10 protein-coding genes are annotated in these 13,165 nt (G+C 48.2%); 6 read left to right on the top strand and 4 right to left on the bottom strand.

Annotation, left to right across the window (positions count from 1 at the left end):
- Nucleotides 1–2 precede the first annotated feature (2 nt).
- From ACO08K_RS27875 to bglX, 3 genes are all read right to left on the bottom strand, one after another.
- Complete coding sequence (locus ACO08K_RS27875; RefSeq protein ID WP_421799777.1) at nt 3–1,250, bottom strand: zinc dependent phospholipase C family protein; 1,248 nt, start codon at nt 1,248–1,250, stop codon at nt 3–5.
- Between the two features lie 76 nt (nt 1,251–1,326).
- Nucleotides 1,327–3,399: a M48 family metalloprotease gene (locus ACO08K_RS27870; protein WP_421799776.1), complete on the bottom strand. Its 2,073-nt coding sequence runs from the start codon at nt 3,397–3,399 to the stop codon at nt 1,327–1,329.
- A gap of 147 nt (nt 3,400–3,546) precedes the next feature.
- Nucleotides 3,547–5,844, bottom strand: a complete 2,298-nt coding sequence (gene bglX / locus ACO08K_RS27865; protein ID WP_421799775.1) for a beta-glucosidase BglX — start codon at nt 5,842–5,844, stop codon at nt 3,547–3,549.
- A gap of 407 nt (nt 5,845–6,251) precedes the next feature.
- Between bglX and ACO08K_RS27860 the strand changes: the two genes are divergently transcribed.
- Together ACO08K_RS27860 and ACO08K_RS27855 are read left to right on the top strand one after the other, a co-directional pair.
- Nucleotides 6,252–7,625 (top strand): DUF3500 domain-containing protein, encoded by a 1,374-nt coding sequence (locus tag ACO08K_RS27860; protein WP_421799774.1) that lies wholly within the window; start codon nt 6,252–6,254, stop codon nt 7,623–7,625.
- Nucleotides 7,612–8,949 (top strand): HupE/UreJ family protein, encoded by a 1,338-nt coding sequence (locus ACO08K_RS27855; RefSeq protein WP_421799773.1) that lies wholly within the window; start codon nt 7,612–7,614, stop codon nt 8,947–8,949. The genes ACO08K_RS27860 and ACO08K_RS27855 overlap by 14 nt, the downstream gene beginning before the upstream one ends.
- A 1-nt stretch (nt 8,950) precedes the next feature.
- Here the strand turns inward: ACO08K_RS27855 and ACO08K_RS27850 are convergent, their stop codons facing one another.
- Nucleotides 8,951–9,841 (bottom strand): helix-turn-helix domain-containing protein, encoded by an 891-nt coding sequence (locus ACO08K_RS27850; RefSeq protein ID WP_421799772.1) that lies wholly within the window; start codon nt 9,839–9,841, stop codon nt 8,951–8,953.
- Between the two features lie 102 nt (nt 9,842–9,943).
- On the opposite strand from ACO08K_RS27850, the gene ACO08K_RS27845 reads away from it, so the two are divergent.
- From ACO08K_RS27845 to ACO08K_RS27830, 4 genes are all read left to right on the top strand, one after another.
- Entirely contained in the window at nt 9,944–10,906 is a 963-nt protein-coding gene (locus tag ACO08K_RS27845; protein WP_421799771.1) for a VOC family protein, read from the top strand.
- A 145-nt stretch (nt 10,907–11,051) separates the two neighbouring features.
- Nucleotides 11,052–11,771: a PIG-L deacetylase family protein gene (locus tag ACO08K_RS27840; RefSeq protein ID WP_421799770.1), complete on the top strand. Its 720-nt coding sequence runs from the start codon at nt 11,052–11,054 to the stop codon at nt 11,769–11,771.
- Nucleotide 11,772: 1 nt separating this feature from the next.
- Entirely contained in the window at nt 11,773–12,390 is a 618-nt protein-coding gene (locus ACO08K_RS27835) for a 4-carboxy-4-hydroxy-2-oxoadipate aldolase/oxaloacetate decarboxylase (protein ID WP_421799769.1), read from the top strand.
- Complete coding sequence (locus ACO08K_RS27830) at nt 12,362–13,165, top strand: NAD(P)-binding domain-containing protein (RefSeq protein ID WP_421799768.1); 804 nt, start codon at nt 12,362–12,364, stop codon at nt 13,163–13,165. Before ACO08K_RS27835 ends, ACO08K_RS27830 begins: the two co-directional genes overlap by 29 nt.

The raw sequence follows: 13,165 nt of genomic DNA, 5'->3' as shown, positions 1-13,165 counted from the left end.
AACTAGTTATCATGCTCCCGTCCCTGAATTTTCCCCTTTTTCAAGCCTGCCTCCAGTGCCTTTATTTCTTCTAACTCCTTCTCGTCTGGCTTGAAACTGAGCTTGCGCAAATCAGGTTTGCCCGCATCAATCCACGCACTGTACCAGGCATTGCTTACCGCCTGAATGGAGGCCCGCCAGCGGGTTTCAACCATGCCACGCATTGCCTCCTGATACGCCTGTGCAAAGGCGGTACACTGGGTGCGGATGGTCACCCCGAGGCGTTCTTCAAAACAAAATTGCTCATCAGGCCGCAGGGTTTGTTTCAGGCGTTTTTCAATCAACAAAACCGAATCCACCAAACTGTTGCTCGCCAACACCATTTTCCAATAATAATCCTGCGGATTGGAGATGTACTCAGCCACTCCCACAAAATTGTCGTAAGCTTTATCTGCAAACAATTCCGGGATGCGGCTTTCCCAAAAAGCGTGGATGCCAATTTGATCCGTCAGTTGGCCATTGTAGTTTTTGGTGGTGTGGAGTGGCACGTGGGCATCACCAATGTAATGGCCAATTTCGGCCGATAAACGCAAGATGGCAGCCACATTGCGGGTATAAAATGCCTCGGTCAGGCGGCGTTGCATGTGCAGTAGGTTGTAGGGCAAAACGCCGTGTTCGGAAAGCCGATCTTCGGCAAAAACGCTGCGGCAGGGGAGTGCTGTGCCTAATAATTTGGCTAAACTATCGGGTGCAATTTGCCAGCTTTCCTCGTAATACTGGGGAAAGATGTTTTCATTGTAGAAACTTTGGTAGTCTTTCCAGCTGATGCCTTTATTGTTGATGGTACGGTTGTTGTCAAGCCCGATCAGGCGTTGATTTTCATAACGGGTAACCCCTTCTCCAATAATTTTGATGGTGTCGCCTTGCAAGTCAACCACAAAGACATCGGTGTAACGGGCGAGCGCCTCATTCCAACCTCGGGGCAAATCCGGAAAAGGAGCCTTGCCGTATTGGTCCAGGTCAATAAAATGCCGTGGGCCTTCGTGGCGGCTGGCGTAGCGGCGCTTGTCAGGGTCAACAGCGTGTTCGGTAATGTATTCTATGTTCTGTTTGTAAAAAGGAATCAACTCGGGTGGCAGCGCAAAAACGGCTAGGCGATTGATGCGGCGATGGCCAAAGAAACCCCAATCAGGCTCTGGACTAGGATCAGTACCATTGGCAAAGCAAGTGAGGGACAAAAGGAATAGGCAAGAAAAAAACTGAATCTTCATGATGGTATTTTTGGGCTACAAACCTGGCCCAAATTAGGAGGTTTCGTGATTATTTTTGGTAAGGGATTAGACAGAATTATTTGTCCTTGTTTTCTTCCAATTCTACCTGGAAATTCAACAAGTCCTTTTTTAGGTAAAAATAGGTATCCTGCAAGACCGTTCCATAACCATTGATACAGGCAAATAAGACCGCCAACGCATCATCCTGGTATTCGGGATGGATAAAATATTGCCATTGTTTTTCGCAATACTGTTGAAAATACGCGCTCAATTCAGGGCTTATTGCGGCTTGATAAATGGGCTCCTTCAGCATTTGTTCAAGGGCAGTTTTGAGTTTTTCCTCCCATTCCTGAAATAACCTCAGGTTGTTCTCAATGACATTAAAAGGCGTTTCTTCCTGGATAAACTGAACCCGAAATTGCAGCTCCCGACCAAGTTGCTGTTTTTCGGCAAAACTACGGTCATACGCTATGAGGGTTTGATAGTGCTGTACCAGCGTTTCAGCTTGCGAAGACTTTTGCGCCAAGGCATAAAAATACCTAAAGATGGCCAAGTCCTGGGATTTGATTTTTACTTCGACCTCGTCTAGTTCTTGCTGCAAACGGGTAATCAATTGAGGTATTTCTTTCAGGGCGTATTTTTGGCCTGCATAATCAAGGGTTTTTACCACATATTCTCTTTTTTGAATGGATTTCAACCAAGCCAAATCATTTTCTAATGCAGAAGCCCCATAGATCAAATCAATAGCGGAAGTACCGAAAAGAGCACTAGCTGAGGGCGATAAATCCGTGGTGTCCGCCGTGGCTAAAAGCTCATCCAGTTCCAAGTTTACCGGGTTGTGCTGGTCGTAGTACCCATTGTAAGAACTAGAAAAGGAGTTTCTTTCATAATTGGCCAAATAGTCTCCTTGAAAACTGTGTAAGTCCTCGTCCTGGGGGGGAGTTTGGTATTCAACACCATTGAAGAGTTTTTGGGTCAGTTGAGTTTGCCATAGTGGGAGTTGGTCAAACAAGTGATCGGCAGCTTGTTGTTCCATAGCTGTTGCCGGAATGTCTAATGCCTTTAAAGCTTTAACCCGGTCGCTAGTGTCAGGGTGAGAGGCCCACTGGTTGTTGATCACCAATTTGGACTTGTTGTAAGGATTATTGTTGCTGTCGATTAGAGGAAGCTCGTTTTGGATCGGATATTTATAAGCCTTGGCCAGAAACTGCATCACAAAACGATGCTGCGGATATACGTTTTGCGTTTTGATGGAGGCAGCAATTTTGTTACTGTAATGGTTAAGTACATCACTGAATACCGTATCCAGGAATTCCAGGCGCGACAGACCCGTAATCATTGGCGCAGAACCGCTTACCCGAGCGGCTACTTCATCAGCATGAAACTCCATGGCGCGGCTGAGGCCCATGTAGCTCAAATTGACGATATCGTACACCTTGCGCAAAATCCACTGAATGCCCCGGATGATTTGTAGTGCCAGCCAAACAAAAATGCCAAAATAAGTGGATATACTTCCCCAGCGTTGAAGCCAGTGATTGAAGGTTTCATTTTCAAACAGCAGGTTATAAAGCACTTGGTTCACGTGGTAAACGTAAGACCCTACCTTCATTGATTGTTGCGAAAAATGGCCGAATTCGTGCGCTAAAATGGCTTTAAGTTCCGCTTCACTGACCCCATTGACCAGACCTAATCCAATTTCCAGGTTTTTTTTGACGGGGAAAAACATGCTCCAAAAGCTGGAATCATAAAATACACTGGCATTAACCACCGAAGAGAGGTAAACTTTTTTAGGGAAATGAGTTTTCGTTTCATCCACAATTTCCTGAAGCAGCGCAAACAACCTGGGCTCATCTTCTGCTTTGATTTCAATGAGATGAGATCGATCAACAACGTTTCTTTTAAAAATAAACTTGATCAGAAAAACAAAAATCATCACGCCCATTCCAATCAAACCCAGACCAAGCATGATGGTGATGAAGCTAGGCCGCATTACAATAATCGTCAGGCCAAAAAAAATGGCGATTGCAGTAATGAGCCCACCTGTAAGCAATAAGATTAGGTAAACTAAAATGAAGAATGCAATTGAAAAAATAGCTTTGATTAGGTTGACTTTAAAATCAGGAGACATGGGGATTTGCTTGGCTTCCATGAAGTTTGAGGTTTAGGTTTGTCAACGGATTTTAGAACATGATGGTTCCAGTTTTTATTTTGAAAAGGTAAGAATTATTTATAAAACGAAAAGGGGCCACAACAATGCTGAATGCTTGCTGTAGCCCCTCTTCCTGGTTTAATAAATCTATTTCAAACTAAATCCAGCTTCCTTCACCTCACTGCTACTCGTTCCCACAAACACTAGGAATTCACCTGGCTCAGCCACGAATTTTAGTTCGCCATTGTAGAATTTCAAATCTTCTACACTCAGTGCAAAAGTCACCGTTTTGGATTCTCCTTTTTTCAAGGCAATCTTCTGGAAACCTTTCAACTCTTTCACTGGCGGAGTAATGCTGCGTACCTTGTCGCGGATGTACAATTGCACCACTTCCTCGCCATCGAAATTCCCCGTATTGCTCACCGTCACGCTCACGTTGATGACATCTTTGGGTACGGTCATCGATAGGGTATTTTTGCTCAAAGTAACCGGGCTATACTCAAACTTGGTATAACTCAAACCATGACCAAAGGGATACAAAGGGCTATTGGGTACATCCAGGTAATTGGATTGAAACTTGGCAAAATCCACCCCATTGCCGCCATAAGGACGCCCGGTGTTTTTGTAACTGTAATAAATCGGGATTTGACCGGCATTGCGTGGGAAGGTAGCCGACAATTTACCGGAAGGATTGACGTCACCAAACAATACATCGGCAATGGCATTACCCGCCTCGGTACCACCGAACCATACGTTCAGAATGGCAGGAATGTTGTCGTGTTCCCATTGAATTGCCAGTGGGCGGCCTGTGAAAAGCACCAAAACAACAGGTTTGCCAGTTTTGATGAGTGCCTTCAACAAGTCGCGCTGGTTTTCAGGGATCTCAATGTCCGAACGGCTAGATGCCTCTCCAGTCATTTCCGCGGCTTCACCCAAGGCAGCTACCACTACGTCAGCCTTTTGGGCAGTAGCCACCGCTTCAGCGATCATGTCGGCATCGCTGCGGGGATCGCGGTTGGTCGGTTTGCCAAAAATGCTCACATTGGCATCCAGGCGGGCATCGCTGTAGATGTTGCTGCCCCGGGCCTTGAGGATGGTCACATTCCCAGCCACATTTTTGATGCCTTCTTCGAGGGAAATACATTTGGTAAAGTCACCGGATACACTCCAGGTGCCCGCCATGTTTTCCTTATTGTCGGCAAGTGGGCCGATCAGGGCAATGGTGCCTTTTTTGGCCAGGGGTAAGGTTTGATTGGCGTTTTTCAACAATACAAAAGATTTGCCTGCGGCCTTGCGTGCTTCAGCGCGGTGCTCTGCGGTGAAAATTTCCGTTTTAGCCCGGTTTTCATCACAGTACCGGTAGGGATCGGTAAACAACCCCAGGTCGTATTTCATCTCCAGGACCCGGCGGCAGGCCAGATCAATCTGTGCCTGAGTTACCTTTTGTTCCCGCAGCGACTTGCCCAGGGTATTTACATAACTTTCACTCACCATGTCCATGTCATTGCCAGCCATCAGGGCTTTGGCAGCTACGGTTTGGACATCGCCCAAGCCGTGGTTGACCATCTCGGTTATGCCTGTATAGTCAGAAACAACCAGGCCTTTGAAGCCCCATTGGCGGCGCAACAGGTCGGTCAGCAACCACTTATTGGCAGTAGCGGGTACGCCGTCAATTTCGTTGAAAGAAGCCATGATTGAACCTGCTCCGGCATCTAGCGCGGCCTTGTACGGCGGCAGGTATTCGTTGTACATGCGCACCTTACTCATGTCGGTGGTATGGTAATCGCGGCCAGCTTCGGCAGCGCCGTAAAGGGCAAAGTGTTTGACGCAGGCCATGATGGTGTTGGTTTGGGCATACCCATTGCCCTGATAACCTTTCACCATCGCCCGAGCAATCTGCGAACCCAGGTAGGGGTCTTCACCCGAACCTTCGGCAATGCGCCCCCAGCGTGGATCCCGCGCAATGTCAACCATCGGGGAGAAGGTCCAAAAGATACCATCAGCTGAGGCTTCTATGGCGGAAATACGCGCCATTTTTTCAATCAGGCTCATGTCCCAACTACTGGAGATACCAAGTGGAATGGGAAACAAGGTTTTATACCCATGGATCACGTCCATCCCAAAAATCATTGGGATTTTGAGGCGACTTTGGTTGACTGCCAGCTCCTGGATTTTGCGGATACGACTAGGAGTAGAAACGCTAAAGATGCCGCCGATTTTACCAGCTTTGATTTTGGTTTCTATGTCGGTGCTGACTGAAGAGCCAGTGGTGGCTTCACCGCCAACCACCAGATTCAATTGCCCCAGTTTTTCGTCCAGGGTCATTTTTTTTAGCAAAGCGAGGACATAGGCCTCACGTTTGGCGAGATATGCAGCATTGGGTTGTTGGGCAAAAAGACTCAGTGTGATACTTAATGCTAAAAGGAGTGCGAGTTGATGCTTCATGATGTAGTTTGTATTTAGGAGTTGCTGTTACCGCCACTGGGTGGGTACGGCAACTATGGAGAACAAATTAAGGACAATTTTGGGGATTTAAGTTAATCCAAAGATTGATCAGCATGGGCTTTATGGGGAGATTTTCATCAATGAAGTAGTCAGAGTGAGGTGCCCTCCAGGCAAGAACCTTTTTATTTGTGAACTGGAGTGGTTTAATGCAATGTTCTTTTTGTATCTGCATTTTACAAAATAGTCCTTGTGTCGAATTATTATTCCTGTCAATTTTGTGCCTTCAAGCATTCACAATCAAGCTCAGTATTTAAAATTTAAGCGACTCAATGGTAGCCATTCGAGCAGATACGGCTATTTATTTATGTTGCTTTAGTATCCACGATTCTCTAATTAAAACCACCTGAATGAGAACTTCAATCTTGCTCACATTGGGCACGATCGCCCTGCTTTTTTGTGCTTGCAAAAAAACGGATGTAACACCTACTAACTTGACACCAAGCGTAAGCGCCCTAAGTTGTAGTACCGTTACTTTTTCTGCAAATGCCACGGTTAATGCAACCTATAATGGTACTGCGCAACTTCCTTACACAGGAGGCAATGCGCAATCCTATTCGGCCGGTTCGGCCATAGCTTCTACAGGTGTTACCGGACTAAGCGCAACTTTACAGGCAGGAACACTGGTCAATGGTGCTGGCACCCTCAGTTTTAAGGTTTCGGGCACACCAGGTACCTCCGGAACGGCCAACTTTGCGATTAATTTTGGGGGGCAATCCTGTACCCTTGCACTTACCGTTGCTGGTTCGACTAGTTCGGTAGATTGTTCCGCCGCTACGGGTTTGCAAAAAGTAGTTTGTTTGGCAGAGGCTTTTAAAGCTACGCTAAATGCATCCCAATTGGCCAGTTTGCAACTCAGTTACTCAAAAACGGATGCGGTAAAATGGTCAAATCTTCCCCAGGCTTTGGTACAAACCAAGCGTGTTGGCCTGGCCCTGAGTAACCTGAGTGCTGAGCAGCTTGTCGCTTTTAAAGCCTTACTCGCATCGGTAATGGGTACTTCCAGCAGTGAAGGGTACGCTGAAGCATTGGCCATTCTTGCTGCCGACGATTACCTGAATGCAAACGGGGGCGGTTCCACTTATGGGTCAGGAAACTACTACATTGCTTTTTTAGGCACACCGAGTGTTACTGGTTTGTGGGAGTTGCAGTATGGTGGGCATCACATCGCTTTATCAAACACGTACAGTGGTGGTAAATTGGTGGGGGCAACGCCTTCTTTTCGCGCAGTGGAGCCCTTTGCACCATTTTCCCAGGCCAGCATCAATTACGAACCACTGGGGCAGGAGCGGGTTGCGCTTGCTGCAATGTTGACGGGCTTGAGTGACGCGGAGTTGACAAGCGCAAAACTAAGCTCAACCTACAGCGATATTTTACTTGGCCCTGGTCAGGACGGAAAGTTCCCCACTACCCGCTCCGGTTTAAAGGTATCTGCGCTCTCCTCGGCAAAAAAAGCACTGGTTTTGGCGGCGATAAAAACCTATGTTGCCGACATAGACGATGAAAATGCGGCCCTTATTTTGGCTAAATATACCGCAGAATTGGATGAGACTTACATCGCTTATTCCGGCACGACGGCCATGGAGACCAAAAACGATTACGTGCGGATTGATGGACCCAACATTTGGATTGAATATTCGACCCAGGGTGGGATAGTGATTCGAAGTGCCAATCACCCTCACTCCGTATGGCGGGATAGAACGGGAGATTATGGGGGCAATTAATTGTCAAAAACGGACCAAGGCCTTGAGTCTTGGTCTGTTTTTACCGCTGATTTTCTGGGCAGTTCTTTTTGCCCATCCACAGTTGTATGCGCATCCCATGCCCAATTCATTGCTTCAATTGAAAGTAGAGGGGAAGCAAATCCAGGTACAGTTACAAATACCCCTCAATGAATTGCAGGCAGCTTGGGGGTTCCATGAAGACGGTGATCCTGTACAATTTATGCAGGATCACCAACACAAATTACGCGCATATTTGCAAGCGCATATTCAGGCCAAAACCTTGCAGGGGGATGCCTGGAACATTCGGATAGGGAATTTTAAGCTCAGCAAAACCGAAAACCCAATCAACGGGCTGTACTACGAGATACAAGGCGCCGCTACAATGGCGCCCCCAGAAGGTGAAGACCTGCATCATTTCATGTTGCATTACGATGTTGTAATTCATCAGGTGGTTACCCATACCATTCTGGTGTCGGCGTCGTTTAATTGGAGAAATGGAAAAAACAGGCAGCAAGTCGGTACGATTCAATTGGATATTCCTACGGGGAAAATTCTTCCATTGGAGGTAAAACTTGATGAGGAGAACAACTGGGCTGAATTTTCAAAGATGTTCTGCCTGGGGGTGGAGCACATTGCTGCTGGAACAGATCATTTGTTGTTTCTGTTGGCCTTGCTCTTACCTGCGCCCTTGGTTTCTTCGGGGAAACGTTGGGGCAAATACGGTGGTTTCAGGTATAGCCTGGGGCGTTTGTTCAAGCTGAGCTTAGCGTTTACCATTGGACATTCACTTACCTTACTCATTGGTACTATGCGCTGGATCAGTATACCCGTCCAGCCGATTGAATTGTTGATCTCCATTTCGATTTTGGTATCAGCAATGCATGCCTTGCGTCCAGTTTTTGGAGGGAAAGAACTTTGGATTGCCCTGGGATTTGGACTGATCCACGGTATGGCTTTTTCCGAAACGTTGTCGAACCTGGAACTGGATTTACCCCAACTCCTCCTCAGTTTATTGGGATTCAACCTGGGAATCGAAGCCATGCAAATTGGTGTTATTGTGCTTTGTTTGCCAGCTTTAATCTTGATCAGTCAATGTGCAGTCAATGGAAAATTCAGATGCGTTTTTGCCGCTATGGTCGCCATTGCTGCTTTGGCCTGGCTCGTTGAGCGGATCAGCGGGGAGTCAAATGTATTGACCAATGCAATCGCACAAGGAGTGAATTATGCACCCATTTGCTTACTTGTGTTGACCATTGTGGCTATTGGCCAGTATTGCTTGGAGCACAAACGCCTTTTCTTCAAATTTCAAAACCTAAAGTCGTGATTCAAATAGGCTCCCCGCCCCGCTCCTTTGCCCGGTATTCCATGGGCGAAACCCCAGTGTATTTCTTGAACAACCGGGCAAAATAGTTGGGGTATTCAAAATTGAGCTGATAGGCAATTTCTGAAATGGAATAGGAGGTGTGGATTAGGTATTTTTTACCTTCACCCACCAGATGCTCTTGCACCAGCTGGATGGCCGGCTTCCCAGCTACAGCCCTACAAATGCGGTTGAGGTGCACCGGAGTGATGGCGAGTTCGGCAGCAAACTGGGGAATACTTTTGGGAAAGCTGGCCGTTTTGATGTTTTTTTGAAACTTCCGGAAATGGCTCACCATCAAATTGTCTTTTTCATGGGCGGCATGATCAACAACTTGTCGGTAAAATTGGATAAAAAAGGTAGCGAAATGAGCATTGAGTAGCTGCTCGCGGGCAGGTTTTTCGGAGAACAACTCCTTTTCAATGGATTGGATCAGGTGAATAAAACTGGAAAAAGGACTATCCGGGCCAAAATCCTGCAAAATTTGAGCTTGATGAAAGGTTTGCCACAAGGGTGAAGATGTTGGAAAAATAGCCTCGACGATGCTCTCGGAAAGCGTCAAAATATGCCCATGCACATCCGGGCTATAAACCAAGCCATGCAGCACGCTGGGTGGAAAAAGCAGGATACAAGGGGCCTGCAAATCCAGATGGTTTGACTCTCCCTGAAAACTGACTTTCCCTTTTTCAATGATGAAAAATTGAAACAGATGGGTATGCAAATGGGGTGAGATGTTCCAGTCAAAATCTTTGCTGCGGGTGGCAATGAGCTCCAAAAAAATATAATCTGCCGAATACTGGGTATTCAGATCGCCGTACAAGCCTTCGAAGTTGAGCAAGGGTTTGATTTTGCCCATCGGATGTTTGATTTTTATCCGCAATACTAAGGATAGTTTTCATCTACTTTGCAAAAAGCTGTCGAAATTTGACCTTTACATCAGCAGCAGTTACACCAACATATGAAAACCATCATTCGCGATTTGGCTCATTTGGCGCACGTGGAAATGTATACGCCCAAACTGGATCAAAGTGCCCGTTTTTTTACAGACATCATGGGCATGTACGTCAGCGAAGCCAGTGGAGACTCGATCTACTTGCGGGCCTACGACGACTATGAGCACCATACCCTCAAGCTTACCGCCCGCAGCCAGGCTGGTATCGGCCATTTTGCCTGGCGTACCCAAAGCCAGGAGGCCCTTGAGCGAAGGGTGGCAGCACTGGCCGAGACCGGAGCAGGAATAGGTTGGCACGAAAGTGTGGGCCATGGGCCCGCCTACCAATTTCGTTATCCTAGTGGCCATTTGGCGGAGTTGTATTTTGAAAGCCACAAGTACAAGGCCGAGGGCGATATGCAGTCGGCTTTAAAAAACACCGCCAGCAAATTTCCAGCCAAAGGAATCAATGTGCGGCGCATCGACCACCTTAATTTGTTGGCGCCAGACATTCGGGCTTTCCGCGATTTTCAGTTGGACACTCTGGGTGGAGTCCTCACCGAAACCATTATCGATAACCTGGAAGAGCAAAACCCACTGGCGGTCTGGTTTCAGGTGAATTCAAAATCCTATGACCTGGCCGTTACGGGTGACCACCTGGGCCTGGACAATCGCCTGCACCACGTCACTTACGCCGTCAACAGCCGGGAAGAAGTACTGATCGCCGCAGATATTTGCCTGGAAAACGGCATCTTTATCGAAACTGGCCCGCACAAACACGCCATCCAGCAGACCTTTTTCTTGTACGTTTACGAGCCCGGTGGCAACCGCGTTGAAATTGCTAACACTACCGCTCGTCTGGTGCTTGATCCTGACTTCGAAACGGTCAAATGGACATTGGAAGAGCGGAAAAAAGGGCAAGCCTGGGGCTTGGCAACCGTGGCGAGTTTTCATACCAGAGGCACACCAATGCCCGATGCTGAGGGTTGATTTGTCATCATATGCCATAAACACTTAGGTGCTCCTTAGGTGCCTTCAGTTTCTTAGGTGGTGAAAAAAAAGCACTGCGAAGCAGGGCAAAATTTCACCGCCTAAGAAGCACCTAAGCCAGCAACAATTTCCTAAACAATCACCTATGAAAAAGAAACTACTAGTCGTCGGTGCTCACTCCGGCGATTTCGTATGGCGCGCTGCAGGCACCATTGCCAAAGCCATCGAAGAAGGGGCCGAAACCCTGGTGATCGCCTTGTCCTACGGCGAACGGGGCGAATCTGGTGAACTCTGGAAAGAAGACCCCAAACGCAGCGAGCAAAGTGTAAAAATCATCCGCCACGAACAGGCACAACGCGCCGCGGACGCCATCGGAACCCCCATTCAATTTTGGGATTGGGGCGATTATCCCATGCTTTTGTCGGACGAAAGAATTGCACAATTGACAGCGCTGGTGGGAGATTTTGAACCAACGGTTATCCTGACCCATTCGGAAAAAGACCCTTTTAACCCCGACCATCCCCTGGCTTTTCAAGCCGTGCAGCGCGCCCGCTTGCTTTCCTCCGGGGCCGGGGTGCCCAGCGCTTTCAAAAACATCGATCCGCCCGCCTGGTACAGTTTTGAACCGCATCAACCGGAATTGTGTGGCTTTGTACCCGATACCTTCATCGACATTAGCTCGGTGATGGACAAAAAACTGGCCGCCATGGCTTGTATGGGTGCTCAAACCTACCTGCGCGACTATTACGCAGAGCTGGCCACCCGCCGGGCCAACCACGCTCGCCGGATCTCCGGCAAAAAACAAATTCAATTTGCCGAGGCGCACCAAAGTATGGTGCCCCGAATCGTTTCAAGCATTTTTTGATATGGATGTCATCCAACAACTCCACCAATTTTCGGCAGCGACCCTGCACGAAGCCCTAGGCCGAACCGGGAATTTGCCCTCAGCGATTAAGCCGATTTATCCAGGCATTAAGCTTTGTGGCCCCGCCTACACCGTACAAACCATGCCCCGCGACAATGTCCTTTTGCATCGGGCCTATGCCTATGCCAAGCCTGGCGACGTGATTGTGGCCAATTGTTCCGGCTTTTACGAAGCGGGGTATTGGGGCGACCTGATGAGTCTGGGGGCTAAAACAAAAGGGATTGCCGGGCTGGTCATCGATGGCTGTGTACGTGATGCCGACGACATCGAAGCCATAGGGTTTCCGGTGTTCAGCCGAGGGCTTTGTATCCGTGGAACGACCAACTTCGGCGAAGGCACCCTCAACGAACCCATCATCATTGGCGAATGCCTGATCCATCCTGGCGACATCATTGTAGGGGATCGGGATGGGGTAGTGGTAGTGCCTCAAAAGCGGATCGAAGAAGCCATCGAAAAAGCCACTGCCCGGGAGGCCCGGGAGGAAGCGGTAAGAGTTCAATTGCGTCGTGGAAAAACGTCAATTCAAATTTATGGCTGGGATGAAAAATTCGGATACTGACATGCGCATCGCTATTTTAGGACTCGGGGAAGCAGGCAGCCATTTTGCGCGGGATTTAGTTGAATTGGGTATTAAGGTGCAGGGTTGGGATCCCAATCCCCAACGGCCACTGCCAGCTGAATTCGTTTTGGCGGGAAGCAACGCTGCAGCTGTGCAAGGGGCTGACTTCATTTTTAGTGTCAATCTTTCCACGGTGTCGGAGGAAGTTGCACGAGAGATTTTGCCAGTGCTACAACCCTGGCAAGTATTTTTGGAAATGAACACTTCTGCCCCAGGCAAAAAACAAGCCATTGCTGAAATCCTGCAAAGCTCCGGTGTGCAATTCGTAGACCTGGCCATCATGGCGCCGGTGCCTCCTACGGGTATTCGTACCCCGATGCTGGCTGCCGGACAGGGAGCTGCTTTGTTTCAGGATAAAATGGGGGACTACCCCTTGCAAATCGAAGTATTGCCAGATGCCGCAGTTGGTACTGCTGCTGAACTCAAACTCCTGCGCTCGATTGTGTACAAGGGCATTGCCGGGGTGATTTACGAAGCGGTAGAGGTGGGCCGAGCCTTTGGGCAGGAGGCTTACATCCGTGAGCAGATCCGCTCCGTCATCGGTGGGAAGGATGAATTGATTGATCGTTTTGTGAGCGGAACTTACACCCATGCTGCCCGCCGCAGGGAAGAAATGGCCGCGGTGGTGGAGATGCTGGAAGCACAACAGCTCGATCCTTTGATGAGTAAGGCTACCCGGGATCAATTGGAAAAATTGGTACAACAAAAAGCTTGA

The organism is Haliscomenobacter sp. (assembly GCF_965225875.1).
GTDB lineage: Bacteria > Bacteroidota > Bacteroidia > Chitinophagales > Saprospiraceae > Haliscomenobacter.
The sequence above is the reverse complement of the archived record's forward strand: the minus strand, read 5'-3'. Positions and strand labels throughout refer to the sequence as shown.